Origin of the sequence: Paenibacillus sp. HJGM_3, assembly GCF_045062745.1 — a bacterium.
Lineage (GTDB): Bacteria > Bacillota > Bacilli > Paenibacillales > NBRC-103111 > Paenibacillus_AA.
This window is the reverse complement of the sequence record NZ_JBJGED010000035.1, coordinates 1-21,674: the sequence shown is the minus strand read 5'-3', so window position 1 is coordinate 21,674 and position 21,674 is coordinate 1. Positions and strand designations below refer to the sequence as shown.

The 21,674-nt window shown below is 57.0% G+C and carries 25 protein-coding genes and 1 riboswitch; of the genes, 4 read left to right on the top strand and 21 right to left on the bottom strand.

From position 1 onward, the window contains the following. Positions 1–86 precede the first annotated feature (86 nt). From ACI5FR_RS28830 to ACI5FR_RS28790, 9 genes are all read right to left on the bottom strand, one after another. Positions 87–497 (bottom strand): RidA family protein, encoded by a 411-nt coding sequence (locus ACI5FR_RS28830; RefSeq protein ID WP_405460947.1) that lies wholly within the window; start codon positions 495–497, stop codon positions 87–89. Further along, positions 494–1,330, bottom strand: a complete 837-nt coding sequence (gene purR, locus ACI5FR_RS28825) for a pur operon repressor (RefSeq protein WP_405460946.1) — start codon at positions 1,328–1,330, stop codon at positions 494–496. Before purR ends, ACI5FR_RS28830 begins: the two co-directional genes overlap by 4 nt. Positions 1,331–1,418: 88 nt before the next feature. After that, positions 1,419–2,273: a 4-(cytidine 5'-diphospho)-2-C-methyl-D-erythritol kinase gene (gene ispE, locus ACI5FR_RS28820; RefSeq protein WP_405460944.1), complete on the bottom strand. Its 855-nt coding sequence runs from the start codon at positions 2,271–2,273 to the stop codon at positions 1,419–1,421. 135 nt (positions 2,274–2,408) lie between these two features. Further along, positions 2,409–2,591 carry a small, acid-soluble spore protein, alpha/beta type gene (locus ACI5FR_RS28815; protein WP_405460943.1) on the bottom strand — a complete coding sequence of 61 codons (183 nt, stop codon included), beginning with the start codon at positions 2,589–2,591 and terminating at the stop codon, positions 2,409–2,411. Positions 2,592–2,680: 89 nt separating this feature from the next. Next, entirely contained in the window at positions 2,681–2,956 is a 276-nt protein-coding gene (veg, locus tag ACI5FR_RS28810) for a biofilm formation stimulator Veg (RefSeq protein ID WP_405460942.1), read from the bottom strand. A gap of 288 nt (positions 2,957–3,244) precedes the next feature. After that, positions 3,245–4,156, bottom strand: a complete 912-nt coding sequence (gene yabG / locus ACI5FR_RS28805) for a sporulation peptidase YabG (RefSeq protein WP_405460941.1) — start codon at positions 4,154–4,156, stop codon at positions 3,245–3,247. Positions 4,157–4,753: 597 nt separating this feature from the next. Further along, positions 4,754–5,626, bottom strand: a complete 873-nt coding sequence (gene rsmA / locus ACI5FR_RS28800; protein ID WP_405460939.1) for a 16S rRNA (adenine(1518)-N(6)/adenine(1519)-N(6))-dimethyltransferase RsmA — start codon at positions 5,624–5,626, stop codon at positions 4,754–4,756. A 7-nt stretch (positions 5,627–5,633) separates the two neighbouring features. Beyond that, the gene (gene rnmV / locus ACI5FR_RS28795) at positions 5,634–6,206 is read right to left on the bottom strand and encodes a ribonuclease M5 (RefSeq protein WP_405460938.1); all 573 of its coding nucleotides are present in this window, start codon (positions 6,204–6,206) and stop codon (positions 5,634–5,636) included. 123 nt (positions 6,207–6,329) lie between these two features. After that, positions 6,330–7,460: a resuscitation-promoting factor gene (locus tag ACI5FR_RS28790; RefSeq protein WP_405460936.1), complete on the bottom strand. Its 1,131-nt coding sequence runs from the start codon at positions 7,458–7,460 to the stop codon at positions 6,330–6,332. A gap of 280 nt (positions 7,461–7,740) precedes the next feature. Next, a riboswitch (cyclic di-AMP (ydaO/yuaA leader) is annotated at positions 7,741–7,902 on the bottom strand. Positions 7,903–8,177: 275 nt separating this feature from the next. On the opposite strand from ACI5FR_RS28790, the gene ACI5FR_RS28785 reads away from it, so the two are divergent. Then, positions 8,178–8,924 (top strand): ABC transporter ATP-binding protein, encoded by a 747-nt coding sequence (locus tag ACI5FR_RS28785; protein WP_405460935.1) that lies wholly within the window; start codon positions 8,178–8,180, stop codon positions 8,922–8,924. Then, complete coding sequence (locus ACI5FR_RS28780; RefSeq protein ID WP_405460934.1) at positions 8,921–10,117, top strand: ABC transporter permease; 1,197 nt, start codon at positions 8,921–8,923, stop codon at positions 10,115–10,117. Before ACI5FR_RS28785 ends, ACI5FR_RS28780 begins: the two co-directional genes overlap by 4 nt. A gap of 61 nt (positions 10,118–10,178) precedes the next feature. Here ACI5FR_RS28780 and ACI5FR_RS28775 read toward each other — a convergent pair whose 3' ends face one another. Both ACI5FR_RS28775 and ACI5FR_RS28770 read right to left on the bottom strand, forming a co-directional pair. Continuing rightward, positions 10,179–10,946: a TatD family hydrolase gene (locus ACI5FR_RS28775; protein WP_405460933.1), complete on the bottom strand. Its 768-nt coding sequence runs from the start codon at positions 10,944–10,946 to the stop codon at positions 10,179–10,181. A gap of 37 nt (positions 10,947–10,983) precedes the next feature. Next, positions 10,984–12,273, bottom strand: a complete 1,290-nt coding sequence (locus ACI5FR_RS28770) for an HD domain-containing protein (RefSeq protein WP_405460932.1) — start codon at positions 12,271–12,273, stop codon at positions 10,984–10,986. Positions 12,274–12,698: 425 nt separating this feature from the next. Between ACI5FR_RS28770 and ACI5FR_RS28765 the strand changes: the two genes are divergently transcribed. Next, complete coding sequence (locus ACI5FR_RS28765) at positions 12,699–12,962, top strand: AbrB/MazE/SpoVT family DNA-binding domain-containing protein (RefSeq protein WP_405460931.1); 264 nt, start codon at positions 12,699–12,701, stop codon at positions 12,960–12,962. 168 nt (positions 12,963–13,130) lie between these two features. Here the strand turns inward: ACI5FR_RS28765 and rsmI are convergent, their stop codons facing one another. The 10 genes from rsmI to ACI5FR_RS28715 all read right to left on the bottom strand — a co-directional run bounded on the left by rsmI (position 13,131) and on the right by ACI5FR_RS28715 (position 20,786). Then, a complete protein-coding gene (gene rsmI, locus ACI5FR_RS28760; protein ID WP_405460930.1) occupies positions 13,131–14,018 on the bottom strand; it encodes a 16S rRNA (cytidine(1402)-2'-O)-methyltransferase in 888 nt (295 codons plus the stop codon). Between the two features lie 6 nt (positions 14,019–14,024). Then, positions 14,025–14,792, bottom strand: a complete 768-nt coding sequence (locus ACI5FR_RS28755) for a tRNA1(Val) (adenine(37)-N6)-methyltransferase (protein ID WP_405460928.1) — start codon at positions 14,790–14,792, stop codon at positions 14,025–14,027. A 113-nt stretch (positions 14,793–14,905) separates the two neighbouring features. After that, positions 14,906–15,274 (bottom strand): DNA replication initiation control protein YabA, encoded by a 369-nt coding sequence (yabA, locus tag ACI5FR_RS28750; protein ID WP_405460927.1) that lies wholly within the window; start codon positions 15,272–15,274, stop codon positions 14,906–14,908. A 25-nt stretch (positions 15,275–15,299) separates the two neighbouring features. Continuing rightward, a complete protein-coding gene (locus ACI5FR_RS28745) occupies positions 15,300–16,103 on the bottom strand; it encodes a PSP1 domain-containing protein (protein ID WP_405460925.1) in 804 nt (267 codons plus the stop codon). A gap of 89 nt (positions 16,104–16,192) precedes the next feature. Then, positions 16,193–17,167 carry a DNA polymerase III subunit delta' gene (holB, locus tag ACI5FR_RS28740; protein ID WP_405460924.1) on the bottom strand — a complete coding sequence of 325 codons (975 nt, stop codon included), beginning with the start codon at positions 17,165–17,167 and terminating at the stop codon, positions 16,193–16,195. A gap of 15 nt (positions 17,168–17,182) precedes the next feature. Continuing rightward, the gene (locus ACI5FR_RS28735; RefSeq protein WP_405460922.1) at positions 17,183–17,629 is read right to left on the bottom strand and encodes a YaaR family protein; all 447 of its coding nucleotides are present in this window, start codon (positions 17,627–17,629) and stop codon (positions 17,183–17,185) included. Positions 17,630–17,719: 90 nt separating this feature from the next. Beyond that, positions 17,720–18,049 (bottom strand): cyclic-di-AMP receptor, encoded by a 330-nt coding sequence (locus tag ACI5FR_RS28730; protein WP_405460920.1) that lies wholly within the window; start codon positions 18,047–18,049, stop codon positions 17,720–17,722. A 143-nt stretch (positions 18,050–18,192) separates the two neighbouring features. Beyond that, positions 18,193–18,852: a dTMP kinase gene (gene tmk, locus ACI5FR_RS28725; RefSeq protein WP_405460919.1), complete on the bottom strand. Its 660-nt coding sequence runs from the start codon at positions 18,850–18,852 to the stop codon at positions 18,193–18,195. Positions 18,853–18,972: 120 nt separating this feature from the next. Continuing rightward, positions 18,973–20,466 carry an aminotransferase class I/II-fold pyridoxal phosphate-dependent enzyme gene (locus ACI5FR_RS28720; RefSeq protein WP_405460917.1) on the bottom strand — a complete coding sequence of 498 codons (1,494 nt, stop codon included), beginning with the start codon at positions 20,464–20,466 and terminating at the stop codon, positions 18,973–18,975. A 131-nt stretch (positions 20,467–20,597) separates the two neighbouring features. Continuing rightward, positions 20,598–20,786 carry a sigma factor G inhibitor Gin gene (locus tag ACI5FR_RS28715; RefSeq protein WP_405460916.1) on the bottom strand — a complete coding sequence of 63 codons (189 nt, stop codon included), beginning with the start codon at positions 20,784–20,786 and terminating at the stop codon, positions 20,598–20,600. A 245-nt stretch (positions 20,787–21,031) separates the two neighbouring features. On the opposite strand from ACI5FR_RS28715, the gene ACI5FR_RS28710 reads away from it, so the two are divergent. Then, complete coding sequence (locus ACI5FR_RS28710) at positions 21,032–21,553, top strand: hypothetical protein (RefSeq protein WP_405460914.1); 522 nt, start codon at positions 21,032–21,034, stop codon at positions 21,551–21,553. The last annotated feature ends 121 nt before the right edge of the window (positions 21,554–21,674 follow it).

The window sequence follows — 21,674 nt, the reverse complement described above, 5'->3', positions numbered from 1 at the left end:
GACTTGGTGTATACTTCCACATTGCGAATCAAATTCCTTCTAATTTTTTCCGGCTAATCGGGGATTTTCTAAACTTTTTTTTATTTTTAATCGTTTTCGACAAGTTTCGTTGCAATCAGTTCGATTTCGACAAGCACGTCCTTCGGAAGTCGCGCGACTTCCACGGTGGAGCGAGCCGGTTTGTGTTCGCCGAAGTAGCTCGCATAGATCTCATTCACGACGCCGAATTGGCTCATGTCCTTCAAAAATACGGTCGCCTTCAAGACGGTTTGAAACGCCGCGCCGCCCGCTTCCAAAACGGCCGCCAAATTGCGAAACACTTGATGCGTCTGCTCCGCAATCCCGCCCTCTACGAGCTGGCCTTCCGCGTTCAGCGGGATTTGGCCGGACGTGAATACGAGAGAGCCGAACTGGATCGCCTGGGAATAAGGGCCTATGGCTGCCGGTGCGGCGCTCGTGGCGATCGGTTGCAACTTCGGCGTGGATGGTTGTGTCATTGAACTGCCCCTCTTTCCTCAAAATAGTTGCCGGGCACGACCGAAATCTGCTTCGTTTTCGGATCGGCGGCGGTCAATTTCGCTACGGAAATATAATCCTCAATTAGGTGCTCGTCCACCTCGGCAGATTCGATCAGGACGCCCACGCCCTCTACGGAAGCCTTGAACTCCCGCAGCAGGTCGATCATGCCCTGGATCGTGCCGCCCGCCCGCATGAAGTCGTCGATGATCAGCACCTTGGACTGCTCCTTCAACGCTCTACGGCCGAGCGTCATTGTCTGGATGCGCTTCGTGGAGCCGGACACATAGTTGATGCTCACGGCCGACCCTTCGGTCACCCGGTTGTCTCGGCGGACGATCACGACCGGCAGATTCAGGAACGAGGCCGTCGCATAAGCGAGCGGGATCCCCTTCGTCTCTACGGTCATCACGACATCCAGCTCCCGGTCCGCGAATGCGGTTGCAAAAAGCTTGCCGACTTCATTGATCAGATTCGGCTGCCCGAGAATGTCGCTCATATACAAATACCCGCCGGGGAGCAAACGGTCAGGCTGCTCCAGCACTTGGCGGATTTCTTCCAGAATGTGCATCGAGGCGGCCTTCGGCACCTTCGGCGTGAACTTCACACCACCCGCCGCGCCGGCTAGCGTGTGCAATTCGCCCAAGCCTTCCTCTTCGAATACTTCCTTAATGATCGCCAGATCTTCGCTGATCGAAGACTTGGCGGAGCCGTAACGTTCGGCGAACGTGGTGAGCGGGATTAGCGAGTGGGGGCGGACTAGCAAATATTGCGTCATTTCTACTAATCGTGCGCTGCGTTTGAGCTTTTTCATGGCGTTACCCCCGATGATTCCGAATATTATATAAGAAATATAACACGAATATACGGGTTCAATCAACTGACCGTCAGACCCATGACAGCTAAGTTAACATCCTCACGGCATACACGTCCTTGCAAAACCCGCGCAGTCCGTTATAGATCCGCGGGACCTTCGCCTCCTTGGATACCAGGCCGAATACCGTGGGCCCGCTGCCCGACATCAGAACCCCGTCCGCGCCCAGCCTCATCATGCATTCCTTGATCTGCCTCACTTCCGGATGCACCCTCACCGTTACGTCCTCGAGCACATTACCCATCGCTTGGCACATTTCGCCGAACTGCTGGTCCTCAATGGCCTGCAGCATTCTCGGTACCGACGGGTGTCGCTCGATCTCCCGGACGTTCAGTTTGCCGTAGATCTCCTGAGTCGACACATGGATCGGAGGCTTGGCCAGAATAACCCAGCATTGCGGAGGCGCCCCGATCGGCTGCAGCTTCTCTCCGCGCCCCGTAGCGAGCGCCGTCCCGCCCGAGACGCAGAACGGCACGTCCGAGCCCAGCTCCGCCCCTAAGGCCTGCAGCTCCTCCATCGGGATGTTCAGCTTCCACAGCCGGTTCAAGCCGCGCAGCGTCGCCGCCGCATCGCTGCTCCCGCCGGCCAGCCCTGCCGCCACCGGAATTCGCTTGTCGAGATGGATATAGACTCCCGTGCGCACGTCGTACTGGTCCTTGATCAGCCTCGCCGCCTGGAACGCCAAATTTTTCTCATCGAGCGGGATATAGCCCGCCTGGCTGGAGATGATGATGGTGTCGCGCGGCAGCTCCGTCATCTCGAGCCGGTCGGCCAGGTCGACCATCGTCATGATCATTTCGACTTCGTGGTATCCGTCGTCCCGCTTGCGCAGCACGTCCAATAGCAAATTGATCTTCGCCGGGGCTTTCTCGTATACTTTCATAGGCCACCTTCTTCTTCTCCGGGCTGAACTAAAACTTCCCACATTATATCAAACCCCCAAAAGAAAAGCTAAAGCGGATTGCCGCTTTAGCCTGTGGTCGATCGTATCTGCTTGTTTGGACTGTATGGTGGTCGCTTAAAGCTTCGGCGTATTGGCTAACTTTTGCTCCGCCAGCTGGATGGCCCGTTTCACCATGTTCCCGGCATCTTTCGCCTTAATTCCGCCCCAACCCTCGGTCTGGACGGTGTTGTAAAACCCTAGCTCCTTCGCCAGCTCGTTCTTGAACTCTTCGGACATGACGCCTCTTCTGCGGCTCATCGCACTACCTCCTCCATGTGAGATAGAGCTTAGTATGTCCAAAAGAAAAACGACAAAGCGTCTTTGTCGTTAGTAATTGTTCCCGGTTCTTAATGTTGAATATATGTGATTCGAACTTGTCCATCATCCTGGCACACCATGACTTCTACGGACTCGGTCAGTATATCCGCATAGCTGTACGAAACGCGCTTAAATGCGTGCTGCTCTTGATCGAGCTTCACGATAAACACTGATGGGTACGTTTCCTCCAATACACCCGTTCTTTCGATGGTCTTACGCCGACCACCGTTTGCACGCAGCATAATCTTCTGACCCACGTGGGCTTCAAGGCTTCGTTTGATTTCCAACAGCGCATTTTTAGCCATTGCGTACTACCACCTCTTTCCTTTATAATTATACCCCTTTCGGACGTGCCTGTCAAACGAAACCAAATATTATAGCAGTCAACTAAATGCATTGTCAACGGCTTTGCAAGTGCCATTCATGAATTTCATGCCCAAATATCATAGTTAGAATTCACAAAATGTTCATTAAATATTCATGGCTCTTTTTCTTGTCCGCCTTGCTCATAAAAAAACAGCACCCAATGAGCGGCAACCGCTCCAGTGCTGTTTGTTCTTTGTTGTGCCGTGGTGCTCGTCAGCTCGCGTTCCTTAGTGCGACTGGGACTCCGCTTGTTCCTGTTGCGGTTTGGCCTCCTTCACCAGCTTCAGCTTCGGCAGTCCGATGCGGTAGCTTCCGCGCGTCTCCACTCCCCCTACCCCCTGAATCCCGCTTATCGTGTTGTTGATGATGTCGATCAGGTTGATCGTCTCTTTGACCGACGTGTAAGCCGTCTTGATCGCGATGCAGGCCGGGTCGAGGGCATGGATGAGGATGCGGGCCGGCGAGCTGGCGAAGTTCGCTCCCGCCTGCAGCAATGCCTCGAAATGCGACTGGCACGCGCCCGCGATGACCGTCATCGTATCGAGGCTGCGCTCGTAGTCGCGAGCCCTTCGGACGCAGTCGACGAAGTGATGCGAGTGCTTGTAGCTCGCCAGACTGCCGATGTCCTGCTCCTTTGCGTTCTTCACGATGGCGTCGTGGCCGGTCACGACTACAATGTTCGGCTTCACCTGCGGCAGCAGCCGCTGCAGCGCGCGCGGCATTTCGCTCTCCGTGACGTAGAAACCTTCGGCCGGCACCCGGAATTCCCCGTACAGCATCATGCTTTTGCGCAAGTAGTTCGGGTCCCCATCGAGATGCAGCACTTTGCCCGGCATCTCGAAGAACGCCGGCTGCCCCGTCCCTGGCTGCTGGTTGCCGGACCAACTCGCTTGATTCCGTTCCCGCTGCCACACCCGGAAGCGGGCCAGCTCGCGCAGCGATTCGTTGACCTTCCGTTGCGTCTGCGCCTGCTGGGCGGGTCTCGCTTCTCTCATTGGCATGAGGTCCTGGATCGGGGAGTCGGCCACCAGCCGATAGTCTACACCCGACAGAACGGCCCTCCGGCTTTCCATGCTGTGGATTTTGAAGATGACATCGCCGCCATACGATTTCCGCACCACCAAATCTCCTTGCTTCATTCCGAATCGCCTCCTCGACTATCCTATGGTGGGAATAGGCAAATGGTGCGGTGTTGGGTGGGAGGAGGCGCATGTAAGGCAGGCAGAGACGTATTGGGCAATGGCAGACTGTTCGCTCCCGCGGTCAACCTGGCTTCTGGCTCGGTTATAGACGTGTTGCTTGGATCGCACAGGCCTTCGGCATGGTGGCAACACGTCTATAAAGGTCGCTCTCCAGCTCAGCTTGACCGCGTCCGCTCAGGTTTGCCCCTGCCCGTAGCGGGCGCCTCTCCCACTTAGGTGGGAAGGGCAGTAAGGGCGGGTGCGCTATCGTTGCACTTAGCGCCTGGTTTGGGGCATCGCCGGCAGCCTGACCGCCCACAGTTAGGAGGCTTGTGGCATTGAAGGATGCTTCTGCTCTCTCCATGGTCATTTCTACTCTACACATCTCCGGATCCCATCTTTCTCCGCTTTTCAACGCTCCTGGTTCCGACTCCTATATGCCGACGGCCAGCTGCGCCCCCGCCCCGCGCAGCAAAAAGCCCGGCCTAGCTTGACTCCGCAGAGGCGGAGCAAGCTGGGCCGGACTTTTAGGAGCCCGAGCCGCGAGAGGCGGCGTCAGCGCGCGGAGGCGATCGCCCGGCTCAGGCGGGCGAATTCGTCCAGGCTGAGCGTCTCCGCCCGACGCGCGGGATCGATGCCGCAGGAGGCCAGGACGGCCTCCAGGCGGGTGCGGTCGTCGCCACGGAAGAACGCGGCCCGCAGGTTGTTTGCGATCGTCTTCCGCCGCTGGACGAAGCAGGCTTGGACGACTTCGAAGAAGAACGCTTCGTCGTCGGTCTCGACCGCGGGCTTGTCCCGCAGCCTCAAGCGAATGACGGCCGAATCCACATTCGGCTGAGGCACGAACACGGTCGGCGGCACGATCTTGACGATCTCCGGCACGCAATAATACTGCACGGCGATGCTAAGGCTGCCGTAGGCCTTGGTACCGGGAGGGGCCGACATGCGCTCGGCCACTTCCCGCTGGATCATGACGACGATGTTCTCGAGCGGCAGCTTCTCCTCGAGCAGCTTCATGATGATCGCCGTCGTGACGTAATAAGGCAAGTTTGCCACGACGCTGACGCCGGAGCAGTCGCGGAAGCGGGTGTCCCACAGCTCCGCCAGCGACAGCTTCAGCACATCCCCGTGCACGATGTGCGCGTTCGGGTATGGTTCCATGGTCTCCGCCAGCACCGGCAGCAGCCGCTGATCGATCTCGACGGCGACGACGGTCTTCGCCGCTTCTGCCAGCTGCTGGGTCAGCGCGCCGATGCCCGGCCCGATCTCCAGCGCGCCCTTCGTAGCGTTCAGCTCGGCGGCATCGACAATATGGTGCAAAATGTTCAGATCGGTCAGAAAATTTTGCCCCAAGCTTTTCTTAAGCACGAGCGAGTGCTTCTTGATTAACTCCTTCGTCCGTCTGGGGGAAGAGACCCGTTCTATCATCCGGCATTCACAATCCTTCGTTAGGGAATCCTTGCTCTACCGCCGCCCGAAATTCGTCTTTCGTAATGCGAAACATCGCGCACCGCTTCAGAAACTGTTTGCCGTTGCAGCACCCGATGCCGAGCCGCTCTCCGACCAGGAGCCGCCGGCGGGCGGCGTCCGGGTGCACGAGCAGGCCGGCCTCCATTAGGTCGGTCTGCGTGACAGGCTCTCCAGCCGAGGCTCCCGCCGCCAACTCGCCTCCCTCATAGTCGGTCCTCACCTGCTCCAGCGCCTGGCGGATCGCTTCATCCGAGGCGTTCTCCACCCCGATATCGCCCTTCTTGGTCGCCTGCTGCTGAGTGAGGAAGGCATGCTTGCACCCGGGAACGCGGGCGGCGATGATCCGGCGAATGCGTTCCCCGGCATGATCCGGATCGGTGAACACAATCACGCCTCGCCGTTCCTGAGCGAGTGCGATTCGACGGAGGACGGCATCATCGATGGCCGACCCGCCGGTCTCGATCGTCTCGGCCTGCACCGCGCGCTGGATGGCGATCGTATCGTCGCGCCCTTCCACTACAATGACTTCTCGAATCACAAGTGCGAACATCCTTTCCAATAAGCAACAAAAAGAAGAGGGGCGGTTCTCCTCTTCTTCCTGCTCCAATTATTTACACTATACCCGAAAAAGGGCCGTTTCATCAAACCTCAAAAAGGGGAATTAATTCGTAGCCGGCTTATCTTTGCCGATAACATAGACCTTGTATCCCCGCTTCACGCCGAACCGTTTGGCGTAATCGAGGCTGTCGAAGTAGACGTCGATCGTATTGCCTTTAATCGCGCTTCCGGTATCTTCGGCTCGGCGCAGTCCGATGCCTTCGATATACACCCACCAGCCGATCGGAATGACCTTGGGGTCAACGGCAATCGTGCGTCCTTCCGTCACTCGCGTCCCGGAGAACGTCATGCCGTATTGGGGATGCTCACTGGACTTGCCCACATCGACGGTGTACGCCGTAAGGGTCACGTTGTTCAGAATCTGCTTATACGCAAACGTCACCCCATTCTTCGATACTTCATCGATATTGGGCGAAGCGGCGGATAAGACTACCACGGGGTTTTTGGTGCCGAGCGCGACGACTTTGTTGACGCTTTCCTCGGCGACTTTCATATCCACAACGTTCTCGGCGACGAGCACGCCGTCTTCGAATGTCTTCTCTATCTTTTTGGCCAATACGCCTTCTTTGCCCTCGGACACCGTCTGCTCTTTGCCTTTGAGCAGGTTCGGGTCGTTTTGTTTGACCGTCTCGAACGGAATCGCTTCCGTCTGATCCTCAACAATCTTGCTGACTCTGACGACTTGCACCGTATCGTTGCCGGCGAGCGGCGATTCCAGAGCGGGAGTGACCTTATCCAGCTCTCCGAGCGATACGTTCAAGTCCTCCAGAGCGGCAGCAACCGTTCTTCCTGTCGTGTATCGGGTTTCCGTGTTGCCATCGGCCGTCAATTGAATCGGATAGGCATGATCGATCACGACAGTGTCCCCGTGCTTCAACTTCGCCTCGAGAGGCAAGGACAATCGATCATGAGCCCCAACCGGGATGGCCAGTTCATCCAGTAGGCGTTGCAGGACCCATTGCTTGGTGCTCACAACGGTTTCTTGTCCATTCACAACTACGGATACGCTCTTGGTAGCCGTACCGTACATCAACACCATGAACATGAAAGTCATAGCGATCGAAAACAAAGCGACGCCTGAAATCAAACGCAAGTTTTCTCGCTTCCATCGCAATGCGAAGGTCATGCTGGATGATCGCTTTACATGGGGTTCTCCTAGTTGAATACCTCCCACTTCTTCGGTCCTCCTTAAGCCCCGCCGTCGAGTGTTAGCTAGATCGGAATTGACGCGACTCTAGAATATGGTAGTGCCGTCTCTCCTTCACTTGTGTGATTTTGGGCCAAACCGCCCCCTCCCATGTGTATGAGAGGTAGTGACCCGTTATCCCTGGGTGAAGGAAAAAATTTCCTTTGGCGCTTTAACGCTGTACCGGGCAATCAAAACAAAAAAGCCGTAGAAGAGGAACTCTTCTCGGCTCTGCGTACTATGCTGACAAGCATAGCTGCCCGACAAAGTGCCCTCTCTCTTCACGCTTACGAGGTTAGCTGACGGATTCGGACGCGAGAGTCGCCCTATTCGCTGCACCAGGCTTCCGCGCCCAGGCCGCAAAATTCACCCCAATAACCCTTGATGGTTCCCCCGTTTTTCATTTCTGAAAACTCAGCGATTGGAAATTGATAGCAATATGAAGTTAAGTTATTATGAAGGTTAGTTTACGATGTTCCTCCAAAGCTGTAAAGCGAGGTCACCAGGTAAAATTAAACAAATCCCTGAATTTTGTGTGATTAATCACACTTTCTGAATGAAAATGCTCTCTCTCGCTCCTGCATGCTCCTGTTTTCTAAAATATTAGGTCATTACTGTAGAAAAATAGGTAAAAATGTACTTGAAATTCCCGAAAATGATAGGATAAAAGCATCAGAACTCATTTCGTCACCGGAGGCGTGTTTAATGGCAGCGATCTTGCAAGTGGAAAATCTGTATGGGGGCTACTTTCTGGGGAAGCCGATCTTGCACGACTTATCGTTCAGCGTGAACCCGGGAGAGATGATCGGGCTGATCGGCTTGAACGGAGCCGGGAAAAGCACCACGATCAAGCACCTGCTGGGGCTGCTCCAACCGCAGCGGGGAGAGATCCGCATCAGCGGCCGCCGGTCGAGCCGGGAGGAGCCGGCCTACCGTTCGCAGCTGGCGTACGTGCCGGAGGCACCGGAGCTGTACGCGGAGCTCACGATCCGGGAGCATTTGCGGCTGAGCGCGATGGTGTACGGGCTCGAGGAGGCCGAATTCGAGCGCCGGATGCAGAGATTGAGCGAGCAATTCCAGATGAGGGACAAGCTGAACAGTTTCCCGCAGCAATTGTCGAAAGGCATGAAGCAGAAGGTCATGATCATGTGCGCGTTTCTTGTCGAACCGCCTCTCTACATTATAGACGAGCCGTTCCTCGGCCTGGATCCCCTCAGCATGCGCTCGCTTCTGGAGCTGATGGTGGACCGCAAGCAAGAAGGGGCCAGCCTCCTGATCAGTTCGCACATCTTGTCGACGATTGAAAAATATTGCGACCGCTACATCGTGCTGCATCAAGGCCGTTCCATCGCCTCCGGGACGCTGTCCGAGCTGAAAAAGCAAGCGGGAGTCGGATCGGCCGACACGCTGGAGGATACTTTCTTCGCCTTGATTGGGGAGGGCGGGCAATGAACGTGCCTCACGAGCTATGGCGCGAACGGTATAAACGGCATCTCGCGTTAGTCTCCCGCTATACACGCGATATGGGCCGAAGCGGCTTTTTCATGTTCCTGCTTATGGTGCTGATCGGTCTCGGCTACTTCTACCAATACTCGTTGCCTCATTTGTCCGCTGATTTCCCCTATTCGATAGTCCTGATCGTGCTCCTGCTGCCGCTTACGGCCATCAGCCCGCTCCGCACCTTGCTGCGGGACGCGGACACCGTGTTCTTGCTGTCTCTCGAATCCGCCATGGCCTCCTACTTCCGGGCGGCCTTCCGGTACAGCCTGATCGGACAAGCTCTCCTCACAATCGCGGTTGTCCTCGCGGCCAGCCCGTTGTATGTACACGGATTCGGGGATCAGGCGGATCCGGTGTGGGCGCTGCTGCTGCTTGCGCTCGCTCTGAAAGTCGCGAACCTGCTGCATGCGTGGAAGGAGGCGAACCTCGCCGCGCGCGAATATAGGATCGGGGCGTCGCTGTTCAAATGGATCGTCAACGCGGCGGTCTGGCTCCTCTTCCTGAAGGCCGGCTTTCTGATCGCAGGCGCCTTATTCCTGGTCTCCTTCGGGGTAGCGGCTCTTGCGTACCCTCGACTGCCCGCTTACCGCGTGCATTGGACCGAGCTGCTCGCCCGGGAGGCGAAGCATCAATCGTTCTTCTTCCTCTTCTTCAGCTGGTTCACCGATGTAGACGAGCTGCCGCACCAGGTGCGCCGCCGGAGCTGGCTGAAGTTCGCCGCGTCGGGCATCCGGTTCCGCCCGGACCGGGCTTATCTGTATTTATATACGCTCACGCTGATTCGTTCGGAGTTGACCGGTATCGTACTGCGGCTGCTAGTGCTTGCATGTGCATTAATCGTGACGAGCCGGAACCCTTGGCTCGCGAGCGGGCTCTACTTGTTCTTCGCGCTCGTCATCCACGTGCAGCTGTCCGCGCTGCGCGAGCTCCACGCCCACGCCGTCATGCCGGCGTTGTACCCGCTGCCGCCGCAGGCGCGCCGCCACGCCGTCGCCGCGGTCGCGTTTCGCGCGCAGCTCGCGGTGCTCGCGCTGCTGACGGCCGCGCTTGCCGCGAGCCCGGCGCTCACCGCGCCGATGGCGTCGCTGCCGCTCGCGGCGCTCGGCGCCGCAGCCGCGATGCGCGCGCGGATGCGGCGCGCATGAGCGCGCGGCGCGCGTAACAGCCGCCGCGAAGCGGCGCAAAAAAACGGCTGTTCCAGCCTGCCTAGGGCAGCCGGAACAGCCGTTTCGCGTTCGCCGTCGTCACGTCGGCGAACTGCTCGAGCGGCAGCCCGACGATGTCAGCTGCCGATTCGGCGACGAGCCGCACGTAGCTCGTCTCATTGCGTTTGCCGCGCAGCGGATGCGGCGTCAAGTAAGGCGCGTCCGTCTCGATCAAGACGCGATCAAGCGGCACCCGCGCCAGCACCTCCTTCGGCTGGCGTGCGTTCTTGAACGTCACCGGCCCGCCGAAGGAAATGTAGAAATTCATGTCGAGGCACAGCTTGGCCGTCTCCCAGCTGCCGGAGAAGCAGTGCATCACCCCGCCCACATCCTCGGCCTTCTCCTCGCGCAGGATGCGCACGATATCTCCATGCGCCTCGCGGTTGTGGATCGAGATCGGCAGGCCGACCTTGCGGGCGAGCCGGATCTGCCCCCGGAACACCCGGTCCTGCACATCCTTCGGCGACGTGTCCCAGTAATAGTCGAGCCCGATCTCCCCGATCGCCACGACCTTCGGGTGACGGCAGAGCGACTCGATCCAATCCAGGTCACCCGCCTTCATATCTATCGCATCCTGCGGATGCCAGCCGACGGTGGAATAGATCCAATCGTACTGCTCCGCGAGTTGAAGGGAAGTCGGAATCGTCTCCCGGTTGAAGCCGATATTGATCATCCGGGTGACGCCGTTGTCGTACGCCCGTGCGAGCGCCGCCTCCCGATCCTCTGCGAATGCTTGATTATCCATATGCGTATGTGTGTCGGTCAGCATGCGAGTTCACTCCTACTCCTACTTGTCTGTCTCTCTTCTATACCTCGTCCCAGCCGAACCGGGCCCGCCAACCGTCCGGCAGCTCCGTCACGAACTGCTTCAGCAGATCGTCCGGATAATACACCCGACGTTCGCCTTGGTGAATTTCACTGATGGAACGCACGATTTCCGATTTTCGCGAAATTTCCACCAGCTCGTCCTTCCCATCCAGCAGCAGGATCGGCAAACTTTCCTTTTCCCCCGCGCGATACAGATCGTAGGGCAAGGCCGACAGGAAATCGATCTCCATGTAATAGTCCGGGTCGACGCCCTTCGCCTTCATCCAAGTTCGCAGCTCCTCTTCGCAGGGGCTCGGCTCCGAATCAAGCGTAGCATACTTGAACAACTTGCGGTTCAGGAACCGGTCGCACAGATCGGCGAGAATCGGGTCGCGCTCCCGCGTCCATTGCATGAGCGTCATCTGCACGTAGGACTCGTCCAGCTCCAAGTAGTCGTCCAGGGTCAATGTTCCTTTCAGCAAGCTCTCAAAAGCGGCCGGCATGAACCGAAAATCGAACGTCTGTTTGTATAAAAAATTCGCGCGCTCGAATATTTTTCTCAAAACTATTTCCGAACTACGGGTAACTGGGTGAAAATAGATTTGCCAGTACATTTGATACCGCGCCATCAAATAATCTTCGACCGCGTGCATGCCGCTCTCTTTGACGACGATCCGACCCTTGTGCGGACGAATGACCCGGAGGATGCGCTCCAGATCGAACGTACCGTAATTCACGCCGGTGAAATACGCGTCGCGGAGCAAGTAATCCATCCGGTCGGCATCCAGCTGGCTCGAGATCAGGCTGACGACGATCGATTTCCCGTACGACTTGCAGATGACGTCGGAGACGTTCTTCGGCAGCGACGGATCGACCTCGCGCAGCACCCGGTTCACTTCCGTGTCCCCGAGCACCAGCTTGCATGTCCATTCCTCGTGGTCCGTGCCGAAGACACGCTCTATGGAATGAGAGAACGGCCCATGCCCGATGTCGTGCAGCAACGCGGAGCTAAGCGCCAGGATCCGCTCTTCGCGCGGCCATTCGGAATAGTCGTTTCGTTCGAATTGGGAGATGATTTTGCGCGCCACCTCGTACACCCCTAGCGAATGAGAGAAGCGGCTATGCTCGGCGCCGTGAAAGGTCATGAAGGAGGTGCCCAGTTGTCGAATGCGACGCAGTCTTTGAAATTCTCTCGTGTTGATCAAATCCCAAATCGCTTGGTCCTGCACGTATATGTATTTGTGCACCGGATCCTTGAACACTTTTTCTTCGTGCAGCGGAGCGCCCATTGGGTCCTCTCTCCTTTCTTCCCTTCAGTATATACGAAAAAAGGGAAATCAACCGCATCATTTTGCGTTTGTAAGCGCTTGTTGCGACATTCGACAAATTACTGAGTCTTTAGTCCTAAGATAGTCAATTTTTGTCGAATTACCGCGGAAAAGGTCTTCCATTTCTATCCGCAAGTTTTGCAGGATAAGGCTGTTCAAATAATTGTCACAACTCAGAAACGAATTGTAGCCTAATACCCCTGCATTACGAAAATGCCTTGTAGAACGCAGGATTTCCCGGTTTTGGATCTCGTACTCTATAAAATAATTAAGAGAGGGGGGCTCAAAATGAAAGCTGATAGGGTTGACTATTATGGGAATGGTTGGTATCATTAGAAGTGAGAACTATGTCGAATGTTGGCGAATACCATGGGGAGGAATAGATGATGATGAAATCAACAGGGATCGTAAGAAAAGTAGATGAATTGGGCCGCGTGGTTATCCCGATCGAACTTCGACGTACGCTTGGCATTGGGGAGAAGGACGCGTTGGAGATCTACGTCGACGGGGAGCGCATTATGCTGAAGAAGTACGAGCCGGCCTGCATCTTCACGGGCAATGCCGATAATCTCGTCTATTTCAAAGGCAAGATGATCAGCAAAGAATGTTTGGCCGAGCTCTCAGAAATTTATAAATCTATGACAAATTAAAAGACAAAATCAAAAAAATAGGTTATAATAGGAATATGACAATTTGTTAATTCTAACCTTTTATATATCTCCTCTATATCCCTAAGTCATGGCGGCTCTAAGCCTTCATGCTTAGGGATACTTTTTTTGTGCTCGCCCACGATGCGCGTTTCCGACCAAGTATGCGTCTCAGTCCCGCTCCAGGAGCTCGTTGTAGATGTCCCGCTTGGAGACGCCCCGGTCGGCCGCCGCCCGTTTCATCGCCTCTTTTCGCTCCGCGCCCTGCCCTATGTAGTGCCGCACATGCTCCTCGACCGAGAGCGCCTGCCACCAGCTCGTGCCCGCCCGTTCGGCGAGCTCCGCTTCCGTCCCAGCGGAGCCGCCCACTGCGATGACGTACTCGCCTACAGGCTCATGCTCTCGCAGGTGCTGCAGGCAAGCGGATCCTGTACCGCGCACGACTTCCTCATAACGCTTGCTGATCTCCCTCACGAGTGCCACCGGCCGGTCGCCCCAGCTCTCGAGCATCGCTTCCAGCGTCTTCGTCACCCGATGCGGCGATTCATAGAAGAGCAGCGTCGCCTCGGTGTACTGCAGCCGCTCCAGCTCTGCGCGCAGCTCCTTCTTCTCGCGGGGCAGGAAGCCCGCGAACAGGAACCGGTCGGTGGGGAGGCCGGACACGATAAGCGCCGACAGCGCCGCGTTCGCGCCCGGGATCGGCACGACCGGGATGTTCTCCGCGATCGCCAGCTGCACGAGGTCGTACCCCGGATCGGAGATGGCCGGCATCCCGGCATCGCTCACCAGCGCGATCGAGTTTCCCTCCAGCAAGTGGCGGATCAATTCGGGTCCGCTCGCCCGTTTGTTATGCTCATGATAGCTGACGAGCCGCGTCGGGATCTCGTAATGGGTCAGCAGCTTGCGCGTCTGCCTAGTGTCCTCTGCGGCGATCCAGTCGACCTCCTTCAGCACTCGAACTGCACGGAACGTCATGTCCTCCAGATTGCCGATCGGGGTCGCCACGAGATACAACGTACCCCCTATATTAATAGAAGAAAAACTTTTTTGGATCTGCATCGTCCTTTATCCTTCCTCCCTCAGCTCGCCCGTCTGCCCGTGGAAGACCGCCTGCAGCTCGGAGCAATACCCGTCCCCTTCGTGCACGATGAGCGGCGGCAGCAGCCGGACATCCGGCTTCCCGTCTCTCAATGCCTCGATGAGCACCATATTCGCCTCTACCCCTGCGCGCGGGTGGACGAACCGGATCCGCTTCGGCTCCAACTTGACCTGGCGCATGCCTACGATAATCTCAACCAGCCGCGATGGGCGGTGCACCATGGCGACCCGTCCGCCCGTCCGGACGAGCTTGGCGCATGCGGCCAGCACGTCCTCGAGCGTGCAATACAGCTCATGGCGCGCGGCCGCGATGTGCGGGTTGCCGTTCTGCTCGCCTGTTGTCACCGGCATGTAGGGCGGGTTGACCGTCACCAGGTCGAATTCGCCGCGCCCGAGCGAGACGTGCGCTTCCTTCAGATCGCCCTCGAGCATATGCAATTGCGCTCCGAGGCCGTTCAGCTCCACATTCCGCTGCGCCATCCCGGCGAGTCTCGGTTGAATTTCCACCCCGACGATAGAGGCCTGCGTCCGCGTCGACAGCAACAGCGGGATGACGCCGTTCCCCGTGCACAGATCCACGATCTTCCCTCTAGGCGGAACGGAGCAAAATCGCGCGAGCAGCACCGCATCGAGCGAGAAGGCGAACACTTCGTCGCTCTGAATGATGTGCAGGCCGTGCGTCAACAAGTCGTCGATCCGTTCGCCCGGGTTCAAAGTCGTTTCATGCTTTCCCATATCCGCCCTCAGCTTTCTCCTATTGTACGCTTTCCCCATTCAAAAAAACCGTAGAGGCCTTCTCCGTATCCCACAAGATAGTGCGGAATAGGCTGGCTCTCTACGGCGACCGATTATTTATTCAAGAACGACAAGCAGAACAAGCAGTCCTTCTCCGTGCGCAAATGCCCATAATGCACATTGCAGATGTGAAACCCTTCCTGATACAGCCGGGCCAGGTTGTCGTAGCCTTCGCCTACCGGCGCCACCTCTTCCTGGCTGCCCCCGGTGTGCACCGTCATCCCGGCACCGGTCTCCGCGAGCACGGGGACCTGCGTCTCCTTGCGCAGCAGCTTGCGCAGCTGCTGATTCTCGATGCTGAGCCGCTTGTTCTCCTCCAGCAGCCGCATGATCTCGTTCTTCAACGAGCCCGCGCGCTGCTGCATGAGGCCCAGCTGGTCTTCCATTTCATTCATCTGAACAAAGATGTCCTTTTTCTCCACAGTCCCACCTCTGCGCCGATATCCGCTAACCTTGGGTAACAACATCTTCGAACGGGAACGACTCCACTTTCCCGCTCTCGAACAGCTGCACCCGGATGATCCGTTCGTCTACCTTGAGCCCAATGACCTTGCCGTTGCCGAGCGAGGTGATGACACTCGTCCCGATCTTCGGCAGCTCTTCCCGCACGCTCTCGTACTGGTCATGCTCGTACTTCAGGCAGCACATCAGCCTTCCGCACAAGCCCGAGATCTTGGTCGGATTGAGCGACAAGTTCTGATCCTTCGCCATCTTGATCGAGACCGGCTCGAAATCTCCGAGAAACGACGAGCAGCATAGGATCCGGCCGCAAGGTCCGATCCCGCCCAGCATCTTGGCCTCGTCCCGCACCCCGATCTGCCTCAGCTCGATCCGGGTCCGGAAGACGCTGGCCAAGTCCTTGACCAGCTCGCGAAAGTCGATCCGCCCTTCGGCCGTGAAGTAAAAAATGATCTTGTTGCGATCGAATGTATATTCAACGTCCACCAGCTTCATCTTCAGCTGATGCTCCCGGATTTTGTCCTGACAAATGTGCAGCGCATTGTGTGCCGCTTGCTTGTTCTCTTCGACGAGCCGGGCATCGGAGGGATTGGCCACCCGAATGACGCGTTTCAGCGGGAGGACCACGTCGGATTCTTTCACGACGCGCTTGCCGATCACGACTTTGCCGTATTCCACGCCGCGGGCGGTCTCTACGATGACGGCGTCCTCTTTTTCAATGGGGAGCTCGAGCGGATCGAAATAATAGATTTTCCCCGCTTTTTTGAAGCGGACTCCAACTACGTTGTACATGTCTTCCCCCCTTCATTCCCACGGACCGCATAATAGGTTGCGTGACCAAGATCATGCCGATCCTCTATCTTGCAACCTTCCTGATCCTATCAACCTTGCTGTACGGCAAAGAAAAACTGCTCCAGCACCAACTGGGCGTTGGCATTGAACCGGATGCGCTTGCGGGCCTCCACGGCTCTCTCCATGCAGGAGACCCAGAACCCGGCGCTGCGGCTGAAGGCGTGATTCGCCATCCAATCGGCTTGATCGAGATAGACGATTCGCTCTTTATGGCCGGAACATACATGAATCATGTCTTTCAACCACAACAGTATCATATCGAACAGCAAATCCAAGCGATCGCTGACGTCGGTCTTGATTACTTTTTGTTGGATGGCGCCTATTACAGGTACTTTGGACACCGCATCCTTCATCAATTGTAACACCGCGTTTCTGGTTTCTGCAAATTCATTTAACTGGGACAAACTTCTGGCTGCGTCCAGGCCGGAAGTCAGCTGTACCGCGCATCGCACGAGTTCCCTGGACAGTCCCTCCGCGAGCAGCGTTTGCTCCATCTGCTCCGGCGCCATCGGCGTGAACGCGACCCACTGCGCCCTCGACTGAATGGTCGGGAGCAAGGCTTGTCCATTCTCCGTGATCAGAATGGCGACCGCCGGCGATTGCGGCTCTTCCAGAAACTTCAGGAGGCTGTTCGCCGCTTGCACGGTCATCCGGTCCGCATCCTGGATCATATAAATCTTGGTGCCGGCCCCCGCAGACCGATAGGCGAACTGCTGCTGCAGCTCGCGAATCTGATCGATCTTGATGCTGGCCCCGTCCGGCTCCACCCAGAACAGATCGGGATGGTTCCCGTGCTCGACCTTGCGGCAGGCTAGACACGTTCCGCAGGCGTCGTCCTCGAGCGTCTCGCAGAACAGCGCCTGGGCGAACGTGCGGGCCATCTGTTTGCGCCCTGTACCTGAAGGCCCAGCGAATATATAGGCATGCGACACTTTGTTGTGCCGCAAGCCGTTTTGGAGCAGCTGCTTCGCTCGCGCTTGCCCCGGAATCGTTTGAAAACCCATATGCCCTACTTCCTTTTAAAAAAACAAATTGATGAGCAGGCCTCGAATTTCGCCCACTTTCACAAGCAGATCGATCTTGCCCTGTTCGCTCAAGAGCATTTCGTCGGCCATCTCCAGCAGGTGGCGGTCAATTTCGTCGAGCAGCTTGTAGCGCTTGCCTCGACCTCGACGGTCCCAGCCTTTCGTGTCCTTGATGACGACGCCGCGCCGCACCGTTTCTTCGAGGAATTGCTTAACCAGGTGCTTATACAGCCTCAGCTCGCGGACGGTCATCGACTTGGCCAGCCTCTCGCCCTGGAGCTGGATTTGACTCAGCATGCGGTTCAATTGCTCCAGATTCGCCTTCTCGTCTTGCTGAAGCAGCGTATCCGAGAAGCTCTTAGGCGGCGTCGGAGTGGCCATCGAATTGTCCGCCGGTTGGATCAGCTTGCCGGACGGACGCCAGCCCGGGATAATTTTCACACCGCATCCTCGCCTTCTAACCCCACAAAGTGACGTACTGCCTTCGAAAAGTATACCTGCTGCTTTGCAGGGATCTCTATTAGATTTGCCTTAGAAATGCTCGAACCGCTCAACCGGCAAGACGAATACCGCCGCCCCGCCCACCTGGACTTCCACAGGGAACGGAATGTAGGAATCGGTCGTGCCTCCCATCGGAGACACCGGGGTGACGAGCTGTTCGCGCACCTTGCAATTCAATTTGATCACCTGGAGCACTTCCTGAATCCGCTCATTCTCGATCCCGATCATGAACGTCGTGTTGCCGGCCTTCAAGAAACCGCCCGTACTGGCCAGCTTCGTGGCCCGAAACCCTTCCTTGATCAGCGCATTCGATAACCGGTTGCTATCCTTATCTTGTACGACCGCAATGACTAATTTCATCTCGATTCCCTCCTTCTAATTGGTGGGCATCCGCCCGCTGTCTAACGTCATCGTGTCTCGCCTGAAGTATCGGATGCTGCGTTGAATGCGATAGGTTCTGCTCGTAAACGGTTGCATTCATTATCGGGTCTTCCTTCATTATACTACAACTTGCCGCTGGGCGTGTCAGACAACCCGGATAGCCTCGAGTCCAATACCTTCCTGAGCTCCTCGTGGATGGTCGCTTGGTCGCGGTCGGCATCGACGGCTACGATTCGTTGCGGGAATCGCTCCCTCACCAACCGATACCCCTCGCGCACCCGCTGATGGAAGTCTTGCCGTTCCAGATCGAGTCGGTTCACTTCCCGGTCCGTGTTCGCATAGATGCGAGACAAGCCGATCTCCGGAGAGACGTCGAGCCACAAGGTCAAGTCCGGCATCGTCCCATTCACGGCGAACTCATTAATGCGCCATACCTCCTCGATCCCGAGGCCTCGTGCGTACCCTTGATACGCCAAGCTGCTGTCTACGAACCGGTCGCATAGTACGACTGCGCCCGCTTGCAGTGCCGGGATCACCTTCTCTGCGAGATGCTGCCTGCGCGCCGCCGCATAGAGCAAAGCTTCCGTTCTAGCGTCCATCGCGGTGTTGGCTCGGTCCAGGACCACTTGCCGGATTTGCTCCGCGATCGGGATGCCGCCTGGCTCGCGTGTGGAGACTACGTTATAACCCATCTGCTGCAAATGTTGCACAATTACGTCTATGGCCGAAGTTTTGCCGGCCCCTTCTCCGCCTTCTACGGTGATAAAATATCCATTCCGCAACGTTCTCTTCTCCTGCCTTTAATTCACCCATAACCCTGGCTATAAGCAAATCTTATGTCCCCCTTCTAAATTCTAGACAAGGAGTTCATTTTCCTGCTTGATGGAGGGGTGGATGGGAGATCATAGTTGTATGAGCACCGTTCGCATGGTCGGATCGGCCGCCCCCTGGAATCTTGCGCCTGCTTGTGCCAATCTGTGGATATGCTCCGCTGTCGATACCGTTATCGTCTCGCCGGGATACACGATCGGAATGCCTGGTGGGTACGGGACGATCATCTCCGCCGCGGGACGGCCGATCGCTTCCTTGAGGGTCACCCGTTCCTGAGCCGCGACGTGTCGAGAAGATGGCATGCGTATGGTAATCGGCATTGGCGATATTCCCGCCGTCTGCTCCCGAGCCAGCCAGTTTATAGGGGAACCTTCCTTGTGCTCCTGAGCCGGTGTCCCGGTTAGCGCACCGCTCTGTGCGATGTCTTCCAGCGCATCTACGAGTCTCAGCAGTTCTTCCTCGGATGTCATCGGACTAAGTGCGAGCACCACATGGAGCGGATCGGCCATTTCGGGCACGCATTCGCACTGCTCCAACCGCTCCAGCAGTTCGAAGCCGGACACGCCCGCCCCCGCCTGTGCCCGTACAGACAGCTTGAACGGGTCAAGCGTCTCGTAGGCCGCCGTGGGCGCTGGTTGCAACGTTACGATGGGAATGTGGCGCTCATGACATAACTCGTGGAACCGGGATATGTTCCCCAAAGCCCGATCGATCCCGGCCGTTCCCTGTGTATGCATCCAGCGTCGGCTTAGATCTAGCGATGCCATAATGGGATAGGAAGGGCTCGAGCTCTGCAGCATTGCCAGACGCTGCCTTAGGATATCGCGGTTCAGCTGGTCGCCCTGCACATGCAGCATCGCGCCCATCGTCAGGGCCGTGAGCATCTTGTGCGTCGACTGCACCGCCGCGTCCGCCCCACACGATAGCGCGGATGCGGGAACGCCGGGGTGAAACCCATAATGCGCCCCATGCGCCTCATCGATCAGCAGCGGGATCCCGTAGGCATGCACGACATCAGCGATCGTGCGCAAGTCGCTGCCCATCCCATAATAGTTCGGATTCGTGAGGAACACCGCTCGGGTTTGCGGATATCGCTGCAGCGCTTCTCGAACCGTGTCGGCCGATACGACGGAAGCCAGCTTCGATTCCGAATCCCAGCGAGGATTCAGGAAGACGACCTGACACCCGGCCAGCATGCAAGCATGGATCGCGGATTTATGTACATTTCTCTGCATGAGGATGAGCTCCCCAGGTTCGCATGCCGCCAGGATCATCGCGATGTTGCCGGCGGTGCTGCCCCCTACGAGGAAGAACGTCTCCTCAGCGCCAAAGCAATCCGCGGCCAACTGCTGCGCCTCCCTAATCGCTCCTTCCGGGTGATATAGATCATCCAGGCCCGGAATTTCCGTCATATCTATGTCCATGATCGCTTGAAAGTGCTCCCGGCTCCCGCTGTCCCAGTCCAAGCCGCCCCGGCCCTTATGACCCGGAACGTGAAAACGAGCCCGCCGCTTTCTAGCGGTTTCCACCAGCCGTTCGTATAACGGTGCGCGTTCCTTTTGCATCTGTACCCTCTTTCTAGTTCCCCGTCTAGCTTGGATCTGATCTCACAATACCGCATCTATAGGGAAAAAAGCAAAAAAGGCCCACTCCAGCTCGGGAGGCCAACGATACTCTATTAGGGTAACGGTTACGCTTAGGCGTCGACCCGGTACCAAATCTTATTCATTTGATGGATGAAAAAAGGATACCTCGCATCCGATACATCCGTGTTCACCATTTCCGATTCGCACTCGTCACACACGAATTGCGAGCAAATCCGGATGCCGAGCGGCTTTTCCTGTTCGCAGATGATGCATTTGGTGTTCTGAACTTCTTCTTCCATGGCTGGTTCACCTACCCTTTCCTATCAGTATGCCACAAGATTTAGTCTTGTAAACTAGACTAGCATTATTTTCCTCCGACATCTGTAGTCAGCGTATGCCATGCAACCGGAAATGGTGTCTGTACGGGCTCACCGCCTTCGACCCCGACTTCCCTAGACTTACCAAGACCTGTATAATGGGAGAAGCGTCTGTGACTCGGAAACTTTGAAAATATTTGCGCAGCCGCCAGGAGGCCCCCTCAGCCGTGAACCGTTCACAGCGAGACGTGACGATTTACAACTACAAGCTTGTTTTGCGTATACGGCATCGTCTGATTTGGCTCGCCCTATACGGGCTGCTGCCGGTGGGCGTTTTCGCCTCTGTCGCCATTCGCTACGGGCTGCCTCTCGCGCTCTGGACCCCGGCGGGCTTCATCGGCATGATGTGGCTGCATGGGGTTGTCTCTTGGCTCGATCTGCGTTTCAGCGCCGACCGTGTTTCCCGGACGTGGAGGCTGGTCATTCGATTTCCTTGGCTAGGTCTCCTGCCGGACCAGCCTGTTTCGCTTCGAGTCGTTCGCCGGCTCCAATCGACACAGCTCCTCATCGGCACGGCCTGCATCGGCGTGGTCTATCCCTGGGTGGCGGGGGTCGCCGTGCTCCAGCTGCTCGTCACGCACGTGTGGATTCTGCTGCCCACGTTCTGGATGCTGGCCCGGTTCCGGGCGGCGAGTCGGCATGGGCTGCTGAAGATTGGCCCGAAGGAAACGTCGTACTATGTAGAGTAGTGGTAGGCTACGAAATACCTGCATTTTTGCAGCTAAACACAAACAAGAGGCTGCTTCCGGTTCGAATGAACCAGGAGCAGCCTCTTCTTGTGCGCTACGGCCTTTGCTTGGCAACGTCCTA

Excerpts from the sequence above, each read along its gene's own strand:
- ACI5FR_RS28830 (WP_405460947.1), bottom strand. The coding sequence starts at position 497 with ATGACACAACCATCCACGCCGAAGTTGCAACCGATCGCCACGAGCGCC.
- purR (WP_405460946.1), bottom strand. The coding sequence starts at position 1,330 with ATGAAAAAGCTCAAACGCAGCGCACGATTAGTAGAAATGACGCAATAT.
- ispE (WP_405460944.1), bottom strand. The coding sequence starts at position 2,273 with ATGAAAGTATACGAGAAAGCCCCGGCGAAGATCAATTTGCTATTGGAC.
- ACI5FR_RS28815 (WP_405460943.1), bottom strand. The coding sequence starts at position 2,591 with ATGAGCCGCAGAAGAGGCGTCATGTCCGAAGAGTTCAAGAACGAGCTG.
- veg (WP_405460942.1), bottom strand. The coding sequence starts at position 2,956 with ATGGCTAAAAATGCGCTGTTGGAAATCAAACGAAGCCTTGAAGCCCAC.
- yabG (WP_405460941.1), bottom strand. The coding sequence starts at position 4,156 with ATGAAGCAAGGAGATTTGGTGGTGCGGAAATCGTATGGCGGCGATGTC.
- rsmA (WP_405460939.1), bottom strand. The coding sequence starts at position 5,626 with ATGATAGAACGGGTCTCTTCCCCCAGACGGACGAAGGAGTTAATCAAG.
- ACI5FR_RS28785 (WP_405460935.1), top strand. The coding sequence starts at position 8,178 with ATGGCAGCGATCTTGCAAGTGGAAAATCTGTATGGGGGCTACTTTCTG.
- ACI5FR_RS28780 (WP_405460934.1), top strand. The coding sequence starts at position 8,921 with ATGAACGTGCCTCACGAGCTATGGCGCGAACGGTATAAACGGCATCTC.
- ACI5FR_RS28775 (WP_405460933.1), bottom strand. The coding sequence starts at position 10,946 with ATGCTGACCGACACACATACGCATATGGATAATCAAGCATTCGCAGAG.
- ACI5FR_RS28770 (WP_405460932.1), bottom strand. The coding sequence starts at position 12,273 with ATGGGCGCTCCGCTGCACGAAGAAAAAGTGTTCAAGGATCCGGTGCAC.
- ACI5FR_RS28765 (WP_405460931.1), top strand. The coding sequence starts at position 12,699 with ATGATGAAATCAACAGGGATCGTAAGAAAAGTAGATGAATTGGGCCGC.
- rsmI (WP_405460930.1), bottom strand. The coding sequence starts at position 14,018 with ATGCAGATCCAAAAAAGTTTTTCTTCTATTAATATAGGGGGTACGTTG.
- ACI5FR_RS28755 (WP_405460928.1), bottom strand. The coding sequence starts at position 14,792 with ATGGGAAAGCATGAAACGACTTTGAACCCGGGCGAACGGATCGACGAC.
- ACI5FR_RS28745 (WP_405460925.1), bottom strand. The coding sequence starts at position 16,103 with ATGTACAACGTAGTTGGAGTCCGCTTCAAAAAAGCGGGGAAAATCTAT.
- holB (WP_405460924.1), bottom strand. The coding sequence starts at position 17,167 with ATGGGTTTTCAAACGATTCCGGGGCAAGCGCGAGCGAAGCAGCTGCTC.
- ACI5FR_RS28730 (WP_405460920.1), bottom strand. The coding sequence starts at position 18,049 with ATGAAATTAGTCATTGCGGTCGTACAAGATAAGGATAGCAACCGGTTA.
- ACI5FR_RS28720 (WP_405460917.1), bottom strand. The coding sequence starts at position 20,466 with ATGCAAAAGGAACGCGCACCGTTATACGAACGGCTGGTGGAAACCGCT.
- ACI5FR_RS28715 (WP_405460916.1), bottom strand. The coding sequence starts at position 20,786 with ATGGAAGAAGAAGTTCAGAACACCAAATGCATCATCTGCGAACAGGAA.